Genomic DNA, 18,508 nt, shown 5'->3' with positions numbered 1-18,508 from the left:
GTCACTCTCCCTTGGCCACGTTCATGGCGGCGGCGCCTGCCATGACCGAGATGACGATGTTCTGATAGCCGGTGCAGCGGCAGATATTGCCTTCGAGGCCGTGACGGACGTCGACCTCCGTCAGGTTCGGCTTCTCGGCCGCGAGCGCCACCGCCGTCATCAGCATGCCGGGTGTGCAAAAGCCGCATTGCAGACCGTGATGCTCGCGAAATGCCTCTTGCATCGGATGCAGCCGGTTCGAACCCGGCACACCTTGCAGGCCCTCGATGGTGAGCAGCGTCGCACCGTCGAGCGCGGGCGCAAGCAGCGTACAGCTCTTCACCGGCAGGCCGTCGAGGTGCACGACACAGGCGCCGCACTGGCTGGTGTCACAGCCGATATGGGTGCCGGTGAGGTTGAGCCGCTCGCGCAGCAGCTCGGCGACCAGCGTCGCCGGTTCGACATCCACAGTTGTCGGCCGTCCGTTGAGTGTGAAGGATATCTGCACGATCATACTCCTGTGCGCGACGGGTCTTTAGGCGAGTGGAAGCGCGCTGCCGGTGGCCCATGTGGCCATCACGACATCGCCGACGGTGAAGGGATCCGCGAAGAAAGTCTTTTCCGGCACGTAGGCCACGAACGCGTCGTCCGGCACGGTGTCGAGCATGACCTTGACGAAATAGCCCTGGTATTCGATCGCGAGCACGCGACTCGGCAGCGAGGTGGAGCAGCCCGGCGGCAGCGCCCTGCCCGGCCGGACCAGCGCGACATCGTCGCGGCGCACGGCGATGTCGATCTTGTGGCCGACGCTGACCGTGGACCGCGCCTGAAGCGGGACCTCGATGCCATCAGGCGCGGCCTGTGCGAGCGTAAAGGTCGAACCGTTGACCTTCTCGACCCGTCCCGACAGCACGTTCTGCCCGCCCATGAACTCGGCGACGTAACGATCATGCGGATGGGCGTAGACATCGCGTGCCGCGCCCGCCTGCTTGATTCTGCCTTGCTCCATCACCACCACGAGATCGGCGAGCGCGATCGCCTCGAGCTGGGTGTGGGTCACGTGGACGAAGGTGATGCCGAGCTCCTGCTGCATTCGCCTGAGCTCCTGACGCATCTGCACGCGGAGCTGTTCGTCGAGCGCGGACAGCGGCTCGTCGAGCAACAGGACCCTCGGCTCGGTGATCGCGGCACGCGCCAGCGCCACGCGCTGCTGCTGGCCGCCGGAGAGCTGCGCTGGAAGGCGGTCGGCGAATTGCGTCAGATGCACCTTCTCGATCATGGCATCGGCTGCGCGGAGGCGATCGGCCTTCGACATGCCGCGCACGCGGAGCGCAAAGGCGATGTTCTCGCGCACGGTGAGATGCGGGAACAACGCGTAGGACTGAAACATCATCGCGGTGCGCCGCTGCACCGGCGCGAGCCCGACGACGTTCTGGCCGCCGATCACGATCTCGCCGGCGGTCGGGTCCTCGTGGCCGGCGATCATGCGCAGTATCGTGGTCTTGCCGCAGCCGGAGGGGCCGATGAAGCAGCAATAGGCGCCGTCGGCGATCTTGAGGTTGACGCCGTCGACCACATTGCCGACTCCGTCAAAGCTCTTGCAGACGCCCGCCAGTTCGATATCGCCGCGATCGCTCTTCATTTCCCAGCTCAACCCTTTGTGCTGCTGCCGCGCTTCTTCTGGATCAGCACGATGCTGCCCAGGCTCGCGCCGATGACAATGAAGGAGACGATGGTAGTCACGGTGCCGAGCGCATAGAGCGAAGGCGAGGTGACGTTCAGCGTCATGCTCCAGATCTCCAGCGGCAGCGTGTTGAGCGAGCCCGCGGTCTGGAGGCTGCGGGCGAACTCGTCGTAGGAGAGCGTGAAGCCGAACAGCGCGACCGCCACCAGGCCGGGTGCCAGCACCGGGATCATCACCAGCCGGATCGACTGCCAACGGCTGGCGCCGAGGTCGTAGGCCGCCTCCTCCCAGACGTGGTTGAAGCGCGACATCACCGCGAACATCACGAGCACGCCGAACGGCAGCGTCCATGACAGTTGCGCGCCGAGCGCCGAGGTGTACCAGCTCGCATTGAGGCCGAGGGCCTGGAACAACAGACCGGTACCGAGGCCGAGCACGAGTCCCGGTGCGACCAGGCTGCCGATCATCATGTAGAACACGACGGTGTCGCCGCGAAAGCGCTTGCGAAAACCGAGCCCGGCCAGGAACGACACCACCACTGTGATGATAGTGACGATGATCGCGAGCTTGATCGAACGATCGAACGAGCCCTTGACGTCGCCGGTCCGCACTTGGGTGAAGAGATCGACGAACCAGTGCAGCGAAGTGCCCTTCATCGGGAACACGAGGCCGCCACGGATGTCCTGGAACGACAGGACGTAGATACAGAACATCGGGCCGTACAGCGCAATCACATAGAACGCGAACAGTGTCGCCAGAACATAGAACGTCCACGGCCGACCGCCCTTGCTCGGCGCAATCGCCTTTGTCACCGGCGCGATCGCCTTTGACACATCAGCCTTGGGCATGTCGGCGAGAACCGCACTCATCGCGTGATCTCCTGCCTGATGTCGACCGTGCGCAGGATCAGCGAGACGATCGCGACCAGCACCAGCGTCAGCAATACTGCGCTCGCCGCCGCGGTCGGATATTGCAGCACGCCGACATCCTCGTAGAAGGCGCTGACCACAGAGGCCGAGCCGCCGCCGGACATCACCTTGACCACGAAGAAATCGCCCATCACGATCGAGACGACGAAGATGGTGCCGAGGGCGATGCCGCTCTTGGACATCGGCACCACGATCAGCCGCATGATGTCGAAACGACTGGCGCCGGCATCGATCGCGGCCTCGATCAGCTTCTTGTCGATCCGTGCCATGGAATTGAAGATCGGCACGATCATGAAAATGGTGAGCTGATGGACATAGGCGATGACCACCGCAAGGTCGGAGAACAGCAGCACCTCAAGCGGCTGGCGGATCACACCGAGTCCCAGCAGCGCCTGGTTGATCAGGCCTTCCTTGCCGAGCAGCGGAATCCAGGAAATCATCCGGATGATGTTCGAGGTCCAGAACGGCACCGTGCAGAGCAGGAACAGGCCAATCGCCAGTAGTTGGTTGCGGACGTGGAAAACCAGGAAGTATGCGACGAAGAAGCCGATGATCAGCGTGAAGATCCAGGTCAGCAACGTGAACTTGATCGTCGCCAGATACAGCTTCAGCGTCAGCGCCGAATGCAGCACCTCGACATAGCTTGCGAGCGTGAAGCCCGGCGTCAGCCCGCCGAAGCCGTCGGTGGCGAAGAAGCTCGCGGCCAGCACGACCAGGATCGGCGCCACGAAGAACGGTACAAGCACCAGCACGAGCGGCGACACGTAGAGCCAGCCGGCGAGATTTGCGCGTGGTGGGGTTTGAGCTGGACTAAGACTTGGCTGCATGTCGGCAAACGCCTCGAAGTCGGTCATTTGGCACCGGCGCATCGCCGCGCCGGCGCTTCGTTCACGTCAGGGAAAGCAGGTTTCAGGCCACCTTGAAGTCGTTCCAGCGCTTGTTCATGTAGGCGGCTTCGTCCATCAGCGTGTTCCAGCAGGAGATGTTCTTGACGCGGTCGAGGAACGAGCCGCCGTCACGCTTGGTGCCGCTCTTCTCCATCGGCACGCCATAGGGGTCGTTGACCACCTCGGGCGCGGGCTGGCCCTCGTACCAGAACGCCCATTCGGCCGCCGTGAGGAATTTCTTCGCAGTCGAAGGGACCGGGCTGTAATAGCCGTAGCGCGCGACGAAACCGCCCTGCCAGCCCGACAGATACCAGTTGAGATATTCGTAGGCCGCGTCCAGCTTCCTGCCGGAGAGATGTTTCATCAGGCCCATGCCGTTGCACCAGCCGCGATAGCCTTCCTTTCCGTTCTTGATGTTGACCGGCGCGTAGACGCAGGGGATTTCCTTCACGCGTACCGCGGCAACCGCCGGCGACCACATCGACTGGATGACCACTTCGCCCGCCGCCATCAGCTGCACCGACTGGTCGAAGGTGGTCCAGGTCGCGCGGAACTGGCCCTGCTTCTTGAGCTCGATCAGCTTGTTGCAGGTGAAGTCGATCTCCTCCTTGGTCATGTTGCCTTTGTTTCCGTACTTGATCAGCCCGGCGCTTTCGAAGCAGAGCGCGGCGTCCATGATGCCGATTGCGGGCACGTCGAGGATCGCGGCCTTGCCTTTGAATTTCGGATCGATCAGATCCTTCCATTCCGTGACTTCATGGCCGACGAGGTCGGGGCGATAGCCGATGGAGTCGGCGTTGTAGACCTGCGGCAGGAAGGTCGCCCATTCGGTCACGCCGTCGCTCAAATCGGTCGAATCGGGCTTGGCGATATACATGGCCTCGTAGGGCGAGATGCCCTGGCGCGGGATCTTGTGACCGTCGATCTCGCCCTTGGTAAAGATCGGCAGGATGTTGTCGAACTCCTTGACCTTCTTGACCTCGATGCCCTGGATCACGCCGCGCTTGGCAGCGAGCTTGGCCTGCCAGCCCTCGAGATCGGCGATATCGACCGTATTTGGCTGGCTTATGAAGCGGTTGATGGCGGCGGAAGTGTCGAGGTTCTGCATCGTCACCTTGAAGCCGAGATCCTTGGCCGCCTGGTCGCCGATCGCCTTCACCACCGAATAGGACACGCCGACATGGCGCAGCTCGATGTCCTTGATCTCCTGCGCCCAGATGGTTGGGAATCCGCGGATCGCGTCCGATCCTGCAGCCGCGCCGGCCACCGCCGCGGCGCCCTTCAACAGCGTGCGCCTGCTCAGCTTTTTCGCAGACTTGTCGCTCGTCCCCGCCGGATTGGCAGTGGATGTCCCCTTGTCCCTGTCAAGCATGGCAACCCTCGTTGGCTACAATGAACGTGCGCACCGGTCGCCATTGACCGGCTGCGGATGTGATCAATTGCGAGGGAGGCTATGGGCGGGAGGTCGTGAAGTAAAATTGGAAGTAAAAATTCGCTGCATAAACGCGGCTAATGATTCGCCCCGCTGCACCGGCTTTTGGCAACGCGCATAAGATGAAGGCGGCCCTCAGGACCTGAGCGAGTCCCGCGCGGTCTCCGGCGCTATCAACGTTGCGATGATGGTGATGACCGACAGTGCGATGATATACACCGACACCGGCCGGTACGAGGCGGCCCATGCAAGCAGTGCCGTCGCAATCAGCGGCGAGAAGCCGCCACTGAGCGCGGCGGCAACGTTGGCTCCCAGCGATGCGCCGCTATAGCGCACCTGGGTACGGAACAGCTCCGGCATGAAGGCCGCCTTCGGCCCGAACAACAGCGCATGCGTCAGTGTCATCGTCACGACGAGCGCGAGCGTGATCAGCGCAGGCTCCCTGGTGTCGAGGAACCAGAACAACGGAAACGCCAGCGCCACCGAGAACACGCCGCCGGCGAGATACAGCGCTTTGCGGCCGAAGATGTCGGACAGCCAGCCTGCGAGGGGCAGCGTCGCGAGCTCGACGAGCGCGGCATAGACCACCGCGTTGAGGATCACCTGCCGCGGAAGGCCGAGCTGCGTCGTGGCATAGACCACGGTGAAAACAGTGAGGAGATAAGCGAGCCCGACTTCGGACACCGTGATGCCGATCGCCAGCAGGAAGCTGCGCCAGTCGCGGCGCAGGACTTCCAGCACCGGCTGCGCCAGCACCTCCTTGCGCTCGAGCACCTCCTTGAAGTGCGGCGTCTCCGCGAGTTTCAGCCGCACGATGAAGCCGACACCGACGAGCAGGATGCTGATCAGAAACGGCACGCGCCAGCCCCAGCTCAGGAAGTCCGCTTCGGGCAGCTGCGTCATCAGACCGAAAATGCCGGTGGACGCGGCGACGCCGACGGGGAAGCCGATCTGCACCAGACTGCCGTAAAAGCCGCGACGGTTGCCGGCGTGCTCGGCCACCATGACCACCGCGCCGCTCCACTCCCCACCGAGCCCGATGCCCTGGACGAAGCGCAAAATGACGAGGAAGATTGGCGCCCAGACGCCGATCTGGCTGTAGGTCGGCAGGCAACCGATCAGGAACGTGCCCAGTCCCATCGCGAACATGGTCGCGACCAGCATCTTCTTGCGGCCGAGCCGGTCGCCGTAATGCCCGATGATCGCACCGCCGATCGGCCGCGCGACAAAGCCGACCGCATAGGTCGAGAACGCCGCCAGCGTGCCGACCATGGGATCGAAACTCGGGAAGAACAGCTTGTTCAGGCACGAGCGCCGCCGCCGTGCCGTAGATCAGGAAGTCGTACCACTCGATCGCGGTGCCGAGCGCGGCTGCCCACACCACATGCGCCGTCGTCGATTTCTCCGCCGCAGTGGAGACTCCCGATGCTGCCGTCATTGCCATCCGCCCCAAGATTCCTGGGCGACATGATGGCCAATCGTTGTGGCGGTTGCAACTTGCGGGAGTGTTAGTTCTCCCAAGATCAGAATGCGAGATTTTCGCGCCACTGCCTCCTCACTGTCGTCCCGGCGAAGGCCGGGACCCATAATCACAGGGAGGAGTTTGGCAAAGACCGGCGCCCCGGTACTGCGACCGCCCGACTTCGAGAGATCACGCGGTATGGGTCCCGGCCTTCGCCAAGACGACGCGGAGCCTTTATTCTCCATTGACAAACTTATTTGCTAATATCTAACTTGCTGCCACAATAACCGGCCGCGCCAAGCGCGCCCATAAACGAGAGGGAACGACGATGAGAGGGTTTTTGGCCTGCGCCATGCTCGCGGCCATGACTTCGGCTGCCATGACCACCGTTGCGAACGCGCAAATCTCCGACGACGCCGTGCGGATCGGCGTGCTGACGGATCTGTCGAGCTGGGGCCGCGACAACAGCGGGCCGGGCTCCGTGGAGGCCGCGAAAATGGCCTTGGAGGAATTCGGGCCCACCGTGCTCGGCAAGCCGATCGAGATCATCAGCGCCGATCACCAGATGAAGACCGATGTTGGCGTGCAGATTGTGCGCGGCTGGTTCGACAACGGCAAGGTCGATGCCGTCGTCGACATCCCCAATTCCGGCATCGCGATCGCCGTCCACAATATGGTGCGCGAGCGCAACAAGATTGCGCTGCTCTCCGGGCCCGGCGCGAGTTCGCTGACCGACGAGCTTTGCAGCCCGAACACCGTGCACTTCACCTACGATACCTACGCGCTGTCGAAGGTGACGGCCTCCGCCGTGATCAAGGAAGGCGGAAAATCCTGGTACTTCATCACCGCCGACTACGCCTTCGGGCAGCAGCTCGAGAAGGATGCCACGCGCTTCATCAACGAGATGGGCGGCAAGGTTTTGGGCGGCGTGAAGCACCCCACCAATACGGCCGATTTCTCGTCCTTTGCACTCCAGGCGCAAAGCTCGAAATCGGACGTCGTCGCTTTCGCCAATGCGGGCCAGGACACCGACAATGCCATCAAGCAGTCCGGCGAGTTCGGCCTGGTGCAGGGTGGCCAGAAGCTGGTCGGCCTCCTGATGTTCGACACCGATGTCCACGCGATCGGCCTCAAATCCGCGCAGGGTACCTACATGACCACGGCCTCGTACTGGAACATGGACGAGGCGACCCGCGCATGGTCGCGGAAATTCTACGAGCGCACCAAGGTGATGCCGACCATGATTCAGACCGGCGTCTACGGCTCGGTGCTGCATTATCTCAAGGCCATCAAGGCCGCCGGCACCGATGATCCCGCCAAGGCGATGGCCAAGATGCGCGAGCTGCCGATCGAGGATACATTCGTTCATGGCGGACGCTTGCGCGAGGACGGCCGCGTCATTCGCGACATGTATCTCGCCAAGGTGAAAACACCCGAGCAGTCCAAGGAACCGTGGGATTATTTGGAGATCATCAAGACGGTGAAGGGCGAGGACGCCTTCCGCCCGGTCTCCGAGTCGAAATGTCCGTTGCTCAAGAAGTGAGGCCTGCATGACCGGCAACGAGCGCAACGAGACTTACGAGTGCGATGTGCTCGTGGCCGGATCGGGCTGCTCCGGCATGTCGGCCGCCATCACCGCGCGCTATCGCGGCCTCGACGTGCTGATCGTCGAGAAGGAGCCGCGCTTCGGAGGCACCACCGCCCGCTCCGGCGGCTGGCTCTGGATTCCCGGTACCTCGCTGGCCAAGGCCTACGGCATCGAGGAGACACCGGAGCAGGCGCGGACTTACCTGCGGCACGAAGCCGGCAACAACTTTGAAGCCGCGCGCGTCGATGCATTCCTGAGCGCCGGGCCCGAGGCGATCGATTTTTTCACCAGCAAGACGGCGCTCCGTTTCGACATGCCGCTGGTGTTCCCGGACTACCACGCCGAGGCGCCCGGCGGCGCCCAGGGTGGTCGTTCGATGGTGGCGCGCCCGTTCGACGGCCGCGAACTCGGCGACCAGATCAAGACCCTCGGCATGCCCCTGCCCGAGCTGACCGTATTCGGCATGATGCTCGGATCCGGCAAAGACATCGTCCATTTCATGCGCGCGACGAAGTCCCTAAGCTCGGCGGTCTATGTCGCAAAGCGCCTGTCGCGGCATCTGATGGACGTACTGCGCTATGGCCGCGGCATGACGCTGACCAACGGCAATGCGCTCGCCGGGCGCCTGGCAAAATCGGCCCAGGACCTGAAGATACCGATGTGGCTGTCCTCGCCGGTGCGCGAGCTCACTGTCGAGAACGGCACTGTCACGGGCGCCATTGTCGCCCGCGACGGACGCGACGTCCGCATTCGTGCGAGACAAGGCGTCGTGCTCGCCTGCGGCGGTTTCCCGCATGATGTCGAACGGCGCAAGAAGATGTTCCCGCACGCGCCGACCGGGAACGAGCATTTTTCGCCGGGACCGACCGGCAACACCGGCGATGGGCTGCGGCTCGCAGAACGCGCCGGCGGACATGTCGAGGACAGGCTGCCGAACGCGGCAGCCTGGGTCCCGGTCTCGGTCACCAAGCGCAAGGACGGCTCACACGGCGTGATGCCGCATTTCATCGACCGCGCCAAACCCGGTGTGATCGCGGTGATGCGTGACGGCAAGCGCTTTGCCAACGAGGGCAATTCCTATCACGACTTCGTCCAGGCCATGGTCAAGGCGGCGAAACCCGGCGAGGAGATCGCGGCGTACCTGGTCTGCGATCACCAGACCCTGCGCAAATACGGCCTCGGCTGCGTGCCGCCGTTCCCGATGCCGCTGGGTCATCACCTCAAGACGGGATATCTCATGCGCGGCGAGACACTGGAGGCACTCGCGGCAAAAGCGGGTATCGATGCCAGCGCGTTTACCGAGACCGTCAAGCAGTTCAATGCGACCGCACCACAGGGACACGACGCCGCCTTCGGCAAGGGCTCAAAGGCCTATAACCGCTACCAGGGCGATGCGCTGCACGGCCCGAACCCCTGCGTCGCGCCGATCGAGAACGGCCCGTTCTACGCCATCAAGATGGTGGTCGGCGATCTCGGCACCTATGCCGGCATCGTCACCGACGAGAACGCGCGGGCGCTCGATGCGGAGGGACGGGTGATTCCCGGGCTCTATGCCGCCGGCAACGACATGGCGAGCATCATGGGCGGCAATTATCCGGGCGCCGGCATCACGCTTGGGCCGGCGCTGACCTTCGGCTACATTGCCGGCCGTCATCTCGCCGACAGCGCCGCCAAGCGCAACGCGGCGTAAGCCACGCCAGGAGGCGCATGAAAAGAGAGAGCCGCGGCATCCAGTCGATCGAGGTCGGCGGAGAATTGCTCCGCGCGCTTGCAAGATGCGGCGAGCCGATGATGCTGCGCGATCTCGCGCGCGAGGCCGGCATGACGCCGGCCAAAGCGCATCCCTATCTCGCCAGCTTCTCCCGCATCGGCCTGATCGAGCAGGACGAGACCACCGGCCGTTACGAGATCGGCGCGCTGGCGCTGGAGCTCGGCCTGATCAGCCTGCGCCGACTATCCGGCGTACGCATCGCAGGACCGAAGATCGCGGCGCTCGCAAGTCAGATCGGGCATGCGGTCTCGCTCGCGGTGTGGGGGACGCACGGCCCGACCGTGGTGCAGCTCGAAGAACCCGGCCAGCCCGTTCACATCGTGATGCGCGCCGGCTCGGTGATGGCACTGCTGGAGACGGCCACGGGCCGCGCCTTTGCGGCCTTCCTGCCGGAGAAGACGATCAACGCCGCGCTCGAAAGCGGCCTCGATCGTCATGGCGTCGGCTATAATCCGAAGCGCGCCGTGAAAGGCGCGAAGGTCACTGAGATGCTCACAGAGGTCCGCAAGCACGGCCTCGCCCGCGCGCTCGGCGACCCCCTGCCCGGCGTCAACGCATTCTCTGCGCCGGTGTTCGATCATTCCGGCCATGTCGCGCTGGTAATCACCGCGATGGGGCCGGAAGGCACTTTTGACGCGCGCTGGGACAGCCCGATCGCCCATGCGCTACGCGATTGCGCGGGCGGCATTTCGAAACGACTGGGTCACGGGATGACGGCTGCGGCGGAGTGATCTACTTCACCGGCACCGTGTAATTCAGAATCAACCGCCCACCATCTGGATAGATCGTCTGCCCCGTGATGTAGGACGCATCGTCACTCGCAAGAAACGCGACGACGGAGGCAACTTCGCTCGGCTCGCCGCCACGGCCGGCCGGCGTGCGTGACATCACGGTCTTGCGGGCATCTTCCGAGGTGTAGATGGACGATGCCACCATGTCGGTCAGAATCGTGCCCGGCCCGACCGCGACGACACGAATATTGTGCGGAGCGAGTGCGACGGCAGCGACCGAGGTGAGCTGCTTCATGCCGCCCTTGGACATGGCGTAGGTCGCAAGCGCCGGGATTGCCAGCAGTGCATTGACCGAGGACATGTTGATGATGACCCCGCCGCCGCCTTGCGCGATCATCTGCTTCGCCGCCGCCTGCACGCCGAAGAACGCGCCCTTCAGGTTGATGCCGATGATTTCATCGAATTCTTCTTCGGAGATCTCCAGGAGGTCCCGGTTGCGAGCGACGCCGGCATTGTTGACCATGATATCGAGCCGGCCGAACTCTTTTGCGGCAGTTGCGACCAGCTGGTCGACATCGGCACGCTTTGCGACATTGCCGACGACAGTGCGCAAGGCATCCGGTCGCGCGAGTTCGGCGGCCGTCGCGGCCAAGCCCTCGGCATCGACATCCGAGATGACGACCTTGACGCCGTCGTCCAGGAATCGCTTTGCGCAAGCCTTGCCGATACCGCGCGCCGCGCCGGTGATGGCGGCGACCTTGCCGGATAGTTTCATGGTCTCACTCCAGAGTAGCTGCTTCGACAGCAGACTGTCGCCGGGCGAGAAACCCGGCTCAGACCGACGCGAAGCTAAGATGAGCACGGAACCGGTTCTTGATAAAGACGGCATCGCGCGAGGGTAGCGAGCGCGGCGGATTTTCGGCCAGAACCTTGATGACAAAAAGGCGCGGGCCATCGGCCGGCTCGTCGAGCTGCGTCGCCAGACGTTCCACCTCCTCGAGCGTCCGCACGGTCCCGGTCGCGGCAAAGCCGCAGGCCACAGCGATCGCAGTGAGATCGACGCCGCGCCCGGTGTGGCTGGCCTGCATACCGGTCTCGCCAAAATGCTGGTTGTCGATCACGACGATGTCGAGATTGCGCGGGCGCGCGACGCCGATGGTGGCGATGCCGCCGAGGCCCATCAATTGCTCGCCATCCCCGGTCAAAGCGAGGACGCGCTTTCCCGGCTGGGCTTGCGCGAGGCCAAGCCCGATCAGCGCGGCGCCGCCCATGGCGCCCCAGAGATAGAAATTGCCGTCATGGTCGCCGACCGAATGAAGATCATAGGTCGGCGAGCCGAGGCCGGACACGACCAGCGTGTCCTTGCGATTCTTCAGGAGCGCGGCGACGGCGGCGCGGCGGTCGAGCTGAGCTTGCATTGGCATCACCACTTCTTCTTGCCGATCAGGCGTTGCCCGATCAGCACCGCGATCTGCTGATCGGAATCGTAGGCGAGCGCTGCGGCCGATTCCACGGTCTCGACCAGATCCTCCGCCGTCTCCGCGCGCATCACCTTCAAACCAATCGCTTCCAGCGAGGGCTGCGTCGCACGGCTCATCGGCACCTGCCAGGGATTGAACTCGGCCCATTCGCCGCGCATCGTCACCAGCATCAGCAGTGGAAATCGTCCGATCGCCGACAGCGACAGCATGTTGATGCAATTGCCGACCCCGCTCGACTGCATCAAGAGCACGCTACGCTGGCCGCCGAGCCAGGCGCCTGCGGCGATGGCGACGCCCTCCTCTTCCGTCGTCAGCACGTTGGTGGTGACGTCGCGGTCGGCGGAGAACAGGCGGATGAGCTGGCTGTGACCGGCATCGGGAACGTAGAACATCTGCCGCACGTCGGCGGCTTTCAGGATGCGGTAGAGCTCGGACGGCCAATCGTCTGCGCGCGTGTCGGGATTGGATTGAAGGCTGTGCACCGCTGGTCTCCGTGGATTTCGAGAGGCACTCTAGCGATGTTCAGGCGCCAAAGCTCTGACCGTCTGGCGCGATCAGGTATCGAGGGATTGTATAGCTGCCTCTTCCGCTGCCGGTGGGACAGCGCACGATGCGCATGGCTGCGCCCTCTCCCCTTGCGGGAGAGGACATCACCGCTGACAGATACAAACTCATTTGGGTGAGGGGTATCTCTCCGCGAACTCATCCGCATCCATATGCGCGGAGAGATATCCTCATCCGGCGCTTCGCGCCACCTTCTCCCGCACGGGAGAAGGAAGAGGAGTCATAGACAACTTCTCGACCTCTAGCCAAACTGGCGCGGCCGCAGCCCGGCATGAAACCAGGTGATCATGGAATAGATATCGTAGACGGGCAATCCGACCTCGGCCTGAAGCGCCGCTGCATAAGGCGGCATGTTGGTGCATTCCAGCACGATCGCGCCGACATCCGGGTTCCTGGCGATCAGCTCCTTGCCGGCCTCGACCACATCACGTTCGGCCTGCGCAATGTCCATGTCCTCCTTCTCGGCCTTGATCAAGACGCGGAAGAATTCCTTGCCGTGCTCGGTGCCGACCAGCGGCGTATCGAGCGGCACGCCGGCGCCTGCGAGATGGGCCGGCGTCAAGGTCGAACCGGATACCGTGACGAGGCCAACGCGCTTGCCCGGCGGCAAGGTCGCCTGCACCCACGGCACCTGCATCAGTGACGAGGTCGCAACGGGAACGCCGACCGCGGCCGCGATCTCCTTCTGGAACAGCGAGAGGAAGCCGCAATTGGTGGTGATGGCCTCGGCCCCGAGCCGCACCAGGTCCTTTGCCGCGTCGATGAAATCAGGCAGCAGACCGGCGGCGCCCTTCAATACCACCTTCTCGGGCGAAGCCCCGCTCACCACACGATAGAGCACGGGGAAGGGCCAGGTGGTGCCGTTGCCCATGTCGCCGGGAATGCGGGGAAAGCGCGCCTCCAGCATCAGGATGCCGAGCGGCGCTCCATAGATGGCCTTGCCGCCGCGGGCTATTCGGGGGGACGAGTTGGCTGGAGCGGTCATGATGCGATCTCAGAGAAAACGATCGGGCGAAAACGGTGCGAGCGGAATTTCCGGCGGCTTGCCGCTCAGAAGCTGGGCGACGAGACGACCGGTGCGGGCCGAGCCGACCAGGCCGATATGGCCGTGGCCGAAGGCATAGACGATGTCACGCGAGGCCCGCGCGTAACCGATGCAGGGACGTCCGTCCGGCATGCTCGGCCGATGGCCGAACCAGGTCTTGATACGCGAAGCCGGAATGTCCGTGGGCAGTTTCGGGAACATGCTGACGAGATGGTTGCGCAGGATCTCGGCGCGCTTCCAGTTCGGTGCGGCCTCGAGGCCGGCGATCTCGACCGTGCCGGCGGCGCGCAAACCCTTGTCGGTCCAGTTCACCACCATCTTCGCATCCGAGGCCATCATCGAGCTGCGCGGCCCCGATTCCGGATTCTCGATCATGACGTGATAGCCGCGCTCGGTCTCAAGCGGCAGCGGATCGCCGATGGACGCCGTGAGCCGCTTCGAATGCGCACCGGCGGCAATCACCGCGGCATCGCACGCAATCTCGCCGGTCTCGGTCAGGACAGCCACGAGCTTGTTGCCGGATAGCTTCAGCCCAATTGCCTTGGCCCGCACGAGCTTGGCGCCGCTTGCTAGGGCATGTTGCGCGAGCGCCGCGACATAGGCACCGGGATCGCGGCAGCGCCCGGCCTCCTCCACCACCACGCCAAAAGTGTAGCGCGGATGCAAATCCGGCTCGCGTTGACGCATCTCGTCGGACGAAAGCTCAAGCCATTCGACGCCGACGCGCTTGCGCACGCGCCAACCGAGATCGTTGTCGAAATTGCCGCGTGACGGGAAGACATGCATCACGCCGTTACGCTCGATCAATTCAGGGACGCCCGCCTCCTCCGCGAGCTTCCTGTGCAACTGCGGCGCGTCCTTCAGGAGGCCGCGTAGCGCGAAGGCCGTCGTCTCGACCCGCGCCTCGGTCCAGCCCGAGAGCAGATATTTGACCAGCCAGGGCAGCGCCTTCGGCAGATAAGACCAGCGGATCGCGAGCGGCCCGAGCGGGTCCACCAGATAACCCGGCACCTTCTTCCAGACACCGGGCTCGGCCGGCGGGATTACCGAATGCGAAGAGAGCCAGCCGGCATTGCCGTAGCTCGCCGCCTGTTCGCCACCGGGCTCGCCGGCGTCGATCAGCGTGACGCGATATCCCTCGCGCAGCGCCTCGATGGCGCTGATCACGCCGACCGCGCCGGCACCGATGATGGCGACGTGGCGGCCCTCCGACATCGCTTAAGCCTTCACCGCAGGGGCGAAGTCCTTGCCGACCGACATCGCGCGCGGATCGATGATGCAGTGGAGGATCGACGGCTTGCCCGAGGCGAGCGCACGCTCGAACGCCGGCGCGAACTCTTCGGTGCGCTCGACGCGCTCGCCATGGCCGCCGAACGCTTTTGCGTACATCGCAAAATCCGGGTTCTTGAGCTGGGTGCCGACCACGCGTCCCGGATAGTCGCGCTCCTGGTGCATGCGGATGGTGCCGTATTGCGCATTGTCGACGATGATGACGACGAGCGGCGCATCGTATTGCACGGCAGTCGCGAATTCCTGCCCGTTCATCAGGAAGCAGCCGTCGCCGGCGAACGCGATAACGGTGCGATCCGGATATTGCCGTTTCGCGAGCACCGCCGCCGGCACGCCATATCCCATCGAGCCCGAGGTCGGCGCGAGCTGGGCGGCAAAGCTGTGGAAGCGATGATGGCGATGGATCCAGCCGGCGTAGTTGCCGGCGCCGTTGCAGACGATCGCGTCCTTGGGCAGGCGATCGCGCAGCCAGGTCATGACCTGGCCGTACTGGAACGTGCCCGGCAGCTCGCGCGCCTTTTCGGTCCAGGCAAGATAGTCGGCATGCGCCTTGGCGGCCTCGCCCTTCCAGGCAACGGCGCCTGCCGGCTTCAGCGTCTCGACCGCGGCCGCGAAGGCGGCGGGCGTGGCCTGGATCGCGAGCTCAGGCTGATAGATGCGGCCGAGCTCTTCCGAGCCGGGATGAACGTGGATCAGCTTCTGCCGCGGGGTCGGAATGTCGAGCAGCGTGTAGGATGAGGACGGCATTTCCGACATGCGGCCGCCGATCAGCAAAATGACGTCGGCGTGGTCGAGGCGCGCCTTCAGGCTCGGGCTCGGCCCGATGCCGAGATCGCCGGCATAATGCGAGTGATCGGCGTCGATCAGCGAGGCCCGGCGGAAGGAGGTCGCGACCGGCAGGTCGAACCGCTCGGCAAAGCGCGCGATGCTCCGGGTCGCTTCATCCGTCCAGCGCGAGCCGCCAAGAATGACGAGCGGCGCCTTGGCGCTCGCAAGCATGGCGCCGACGCGCTCGATATCGGCAGGCGCCGGCCAGCTCACCGCCGGCTCGATGCGCATGGCGTCCGCAACGGCTGCGGTCTCGGTCAGCATGTTCTCGGGCAGCGAGATCACCACGGGACCGGGACGGCCCTGCATGGCGACGCGGAAAGCGCGCGCGACCAACTCCGGAATCCGGTCGGGACGATCGATCTCGACCGCCCATTTCGCCATGGTGCCGAACACCGCCTTGTAGTCGAGTTCCTGAAACGCCTCGCGCTCGCGCATGCCGGTGTCGACCTGACCGACGAACAGGATCATTGGCGTGGAATCCTGCATCGCGATGTGGACGCCGTGGCTCGCATTGGTGGCGCCGGGGCCGCGGGTGACGAAGCAGATGCCGGGACGCCCGGTGAGCTTGCCATAGGCTTCCGCCATCATCGCCGCACCGCCTTCGGCGCGGCAGATCATGACGTCGATCGGGCTGTCGTGCAGCGCGTCCAGCGCCGCCAGATAGCTCTCGCCCGGCACGCAGGTGACGCGCTCGACGCCCTGGGCGACGAGCTGATCGATCAGGATCTGGCCCCCGGTGCGGGCGTTGCGAATGGTCATGACGGCTCCCTCAAGGCTTTGGCGATGCGTTTCGCAGCTTCGCGAAATTTTGCTCGGAGCTGGCGTAGGACAGGCCGACAGGGCGCGCAAGATCGAAAGGCTCCTCGCACCCTGCGCAGGCGTCATGCCCGCCCCTGCTGGTTGCACTGCAGCCCATGTCGCAGCCGCTTGCCGGACGAGAGGTGGCGAGCTTCGACGCCTTCGTTGACGACCTGGCCGAACCAGATCGGTGCCCTATTCGACCGCGACCTCAGCGAGGCCGACGTGCCGGCAAACAGCAGGGCACAGATCGTGGAGATGATTTTGGCGTGGCTGGCGGCGAAAGCGTGAGACGGCGAGGTTCGTGCCAAGCATTCGGTGTCGTCCTGGCGAAGCCAGGACCTCCTGGCTTTCGCCAGGACGATGAACAAAAATCACCCGCCCTTTTTCTGCCGCGCGCTCGCCAGCAGTACCAGCACGAAGGAGGCCGCCGTCATCAGCGTCGAGATGGCAGCGATGGTCGGGTCGATCTCGTCGCGGAGGGCGGTGAACATGCGCTTGGTCAGCGGCTGATACTGGCCGCCGGAGATGAAAAGCGCGACGATGGTCTCGTCCATCGCCGAGATGAAGGCGAAGATGCCGCCTGCGACCACGCTGGACTTGATCTGCGGCAAGGTCACCGCGAAGAAGCTACGCAGGCGATTCATGCCGAGGCTGCGTGCGACCATCTCCTGCGCCGGATCGAAACTCTGCAAGCCCGCCAGCACCGAAATGATCACGTAAGGCAGCCCCAGCATCACATTGGCGAGCACCAGGCCCGGCAGCGTCGCGACCAAGCCGATTTTGGCATAGAGGAAGAAGATCCCCACCGCAGTGATGATGATCGGCACCACCAGCGGCAACAGCAGCATCATGTGGATCAGCCGCATGATCCGCAGCTTCGACTGGCTGATGGCATAGGCGGCGGAGACGCCGAGCGGCGTTGCGATAAGCACGGTAAGGAGCGCGACCGTCAGCGTTACCCGCGTCGCCTGCATCCAGGCCGCGTTGGAGAAATACTGCTGATACCAGCGCAGCGAGAACGACGGTGGCGGAAAGGTCAGAAAACGCGCGCTGGAGAAGGAGATCGGCGCGATGATCAGCACCGGCAGGATCAGGTAGATCAGCACCAGCGCGCTGATCACATAGAGGGCGATCCGGGCGGGTGACAATCGCGTCATTTCTGCCCCAATATGCGATCGAGCGAGATGAAGCGGCTGACGACGAAGAAGATCGCGAGCACGCTTAAGAGCAGCACGACGGCGACTGCGCTCGCCGCGCCGAACTGGTTGTATAGCTCGACATTGCGGCTCACCAGCATCGACACCATCACCGTGCGGCCGCCGCCGAGCAGTTCCGGCGTGATGTAAAAACCGAGGCAGAGCACGAACACCATGGTGCAGCCTGCCAGCACGCCCGGCAGAGACAGCGGCAGGAAGACGCGGACGAAGGTGAGCGACGGGCTCGCTCCCAGGCTGGCGCCGGCCTGCATGAGGTCGGACGGGATCTTCTGCATGGTGGCGTAGAGCGGCAGCACCATGAACGGCAAGAGGATGTGTACCGTCGCAACCACCGTGCCGAAGGTGTTGTGCACCAGCGCGAGCGGTTCGCTCGTCACCTCGAGATAACGCAAAAGCTGGTTGATCACACCGGTGCGCTGGAGCAGCGCCAGCCAGGCATAAGCGCGCACCAGCACACTGGTCCAGAACGGCAGCACGACCAGCGACAGGATGAGAATGCTCCATCCTTTCGGCACCGAGTTGGCGAGGTAGGCCACGGGATAGCCAAGCAGCAGCGCGATTCCCGTGACCACGAGGCTGATCTCGAAGGTCAGCGCAAAGCTGCGCCAGTAGATGTCTTCGGTGAAGACGCGGCGATAATTCTCCAGCGTGAAGCCGTCATGGTAGATCGACTGCCAGGCGAGCCAGCCGACCGGCAGCACGATCAGAGCCAAGATCACCAGCAGCGCCGGCGACACCAATGCCAGCATCAGGCCGTGTTCGCGACGCTGATGCTTTTGGGAGGGATCCGGCACGGATGTCATCGACGCGGCCTCG

Annotated in this window: 17 protein-coding genes and 1 pseudogene; 4 read left to right on the top strand and 14 right to left on the bottom strand. The window is 64.1% G+C overall.

The genetic code is table 11. From position 1 onward, the window contains the following. Window position 1: 1 nt before the first annotated feature. From IVB42_RS26460 to IVB42_RS26435, 6 genes and pseudogenes are all read right to left on the bottom strand, one after another. The gene (locus IVB42_RS26460) at window positions 2-493 is read right to left on the bottom strand and encodes a (2Fe-2S)-binding protein (RefSeq protein ID WP_247295051.1); all 492 of its coding nucleotides are present in this window, start codon (window positions 491-493) and stop codon (window positions 2-4) included. Window positions 494-514: 21 nt separating this feature from the next. Next, window positions 515-1,621 carry an ABC transporter ATP-binding protein gene (locus tag IVB42_RS26455; protein WP_247471343.1) on the bottom strand — a complete coding sequence of 369 codons (1,107 nt, stop codon included), beginning with the start codon at window positions 1,619-1,621 and terminating at the stop codon, window positions 515-517. An 8-nt stretch (window positions 1,622-1,629) separates the two neighbouring features. Next, complete coding sequence (locus IVB42_RS26450; protein ID WP_018454025.1) at window positions 1,630-2,532, bottom strand: ABC transporter permease; 903 nt, start codon at window positions 2,530-2,532, stop codon at window positions 1,630-1,632. Then, window positions 2,529-3,446: an ABC transporter permease gene (locus IVB42_RS26445; protein WP_085361515.1), complete on the bottom strand. Its 918-nt coding sequence runs from the start codon at window positions 3,444-3,446 to the stop codon at window positions 2,529-2,531. The genes IVB42_RS26450 and IVB42_RS26445 overlap by 4 nt, the downstream gene beginning before the upstream one ends. 55 nt (window positions 3,447-3,501) lie before the next feature. Beyond that, complete coding sequence (locus IVB42_RS26440; protein WP_247295053.1) at window positions 3,502-4,851, bottom strand: extracellular solute-binding protein; 1,350 nt, start codon at window positions 4,849-4,851, stop codon at window positions 3,502-3,504. A 195-nt stretch (window positions 4,852-5,046) separates the two neighbouring features. Then, window positions 5,047-6,349 (bottom strand): annotated as a pseudogene (locus IVB42_RS26435) (MFS transporter). A gap of 352 nt (window positions 6,350-6,701) precedes the next feature. On the opposite strand from IVB42_RS26435, the gene IVB42_RS26430 reads away from it, so the two are divergent. Genes IVB42_RS26430 through IVB42_RS26420 form a run of 3 tightly spaced genes read left to right on the top strand, consistent with a single transcriptional unit; the run spans window position 6,702 to window position 10,463 of the window. After that, a complete protein-coding gene (locus IVB42_RS26430) occupies window positions 6,702-7,916 on the top strand; it encodes an ABC transporter substrate-binding protein (protein ID WP_085351926.1) in 1,215 nt (404 codons plus the stop codon). Between the two features lie 7 nt (window positions 7,917-7,923). Continuing rightward, window positions 7,924-9,651 carry an FAD-dependent oxidoreductase gene (locus IVB42_RS26425; RefSeq protein ID WP_085385314.1) on the top strand — a complete coding sequence of 576 codons (1,728 nt, stop codon included), beginning with the start codon at window positions 7,924-7,926 and terminating at the stop codon, window positions 9,649-9,651. A 17-nt stretch (window positions 9,652-9,668) separates the two neighbouring features. Continuing rightward, on the top strand, window positions 9,669-10,463 hold the full coding sequence (locus IVB42_RS26420) for an IclR family transcriptional regulator (protein ID WP_085361518.1): 795 nt from the start codon (window positions 9,669-9,671) through the stop codon (window positions 10,461-10,463). A gap of 1 nt (window position 10,464) precedes the next feature. Here the strand turns inward: IVB42_RS26420 and IVB42_RS26415 are convergent, their stop codons facing one another. The 6 genes from IVB42_RS26415 to IVB42_RS26390 all read right to left on the bottom strand — a co-directional run bounded on the left by IVB42_RS26415 (window position 10,465) and on the right by IVB42_RS26390 (window position 16,433). Next, complete coding sequence (locus IVB42_RS26415) at window positions 10,465-11,238, bottom strand: SDR family oxidoreductase (protein WP_085351929.1); 774 nt, start codon at window positions 11,236-11,238, stop codon at window positions 10,465-10,467. Window positions 11,239-11,296: 58 nt separating this feature from the next. Continuing rightward, window positions 11,297-11,887 carry a thiamine pyrophosphate-dependent enzyme gene (locus IVB42_RS26410; protein ID WP_143273367.1) on the bottom strand — a complete coding sequence of 197 codons (591 nt, stop codon included), beginning with the start codon at window positions 11,885-11,887 and terminating at the stop codon, window positions 11,297-11,299. Next, on the bottom strand, window positions 11,887-12,426 hold the full coding sequence (locus IVB42_RS26405) for a thiamine pyrophosphate-binding protein (RefSeq protein ID WP_085351930.1): 540 nt from the start codon (window positions 12,424-12,426) through the stop codon (window positions 11,887-11,889). The genes IVB42_RS26410 and IVB42_RS26405 overlap by 1 nt, the downstream gene beginning before the upstream one ends. Window positions 12,427-12,749: 323 nt before the next feature. After that, complete coding sequence (locus IVB42_RS26400; protein WP_085351931.1) at window positions 12,750-13,493, bottom strand: aspartate/glutamate racemase family protein; 744 nt, start codon at window positions 13,491-13,493, stop codon at window positions 12,750-12,752. A gap of 9 nt (window positions 13,494-13,502) precedes the next feature. Next, window positions 13,503-14,768, bottom strand: coding sequence for an FAD-binding oxidoreductase (locus tag IVB42_RS26395; protein WP_085351932.1), 1,266 nt, complete (start codon window positions 14,766-14,768; stop codon window positions 13,503-13,505). 3 nt (window positions 14,769-14,771) lie between these two features. Continuing rightward, window positions 14,772-16,433, bottom strand: coding sequence for a thiamine pyrophosphate-binding protein (locus IVB42_RS26390; RefSeq protein WP_247295055.1), 1,662 nt, complete (start codon window positions 16,431-16,433; stop codon window positions 14,772-14,774). A 204-nt stretch (window positions 16,434-16,637) separates the two neighbouring features. Here IVB42_RS26390 and IVB42_RS42060 point away from each other — a divergent pair, with 204 nt between their 5' ends. Further along, a complete protein-coding gene (locus IVB42_RS42060) occupies window positions 16,638-16,763 on the top strand; it encodes a hypothetical protein (RefSeq protein WP_256464935.1) in 126 nt (41 codons plus the stop codon). Between the two features lie 83 nt (window positions 16,764-16,846). On the opposite strand, the gene IVB42_RS26385 is transcribed toward IVB42_RS42060, so the two are convergent. Then, complete coding sequence (locus IVB42_RS26385) at window positions 16,847-17,632, bottom strand: ABC transporter permease (RefSeq protein ID WP_085361521.1); 786 nt, start codon at window positions 17,630-17,632, stop codon at window positions 16,847-16,849. Further along, a complete protein-coding gene (locus tag IVB42_RS26380; protein WP_026232651.1) occupies window positions 17,629-18,495 on the bottom strand; it encodes an ABC transporter permease in 867 nt (288 codons plus the stop codon). The genes IVB42_RS26385 and IVB42_RS26380 overlap by 4 nt, the downstream gene beginning before the upstream one ends. Between the last annotated feature and the right edge of the window lie 13 nt (window positions 18,496-18,508).

This window comes from Bradyrhizobium sp. 45, from assembly GCF_023073155.1.
Classification (GTDB): domain Bacteria; phylum Pseudomonadota; class Alphaproteobacteria; order Rhizobiales; family Xanthobacteraceae; genus Bradyrhizobium; species Bradyrhizobium canariense_D.
The sequence above is the reverse complement of the archived record's forward strand: the minus strand, read 5'-3'. Positions and strand labels throughout refer to the sequence as shown.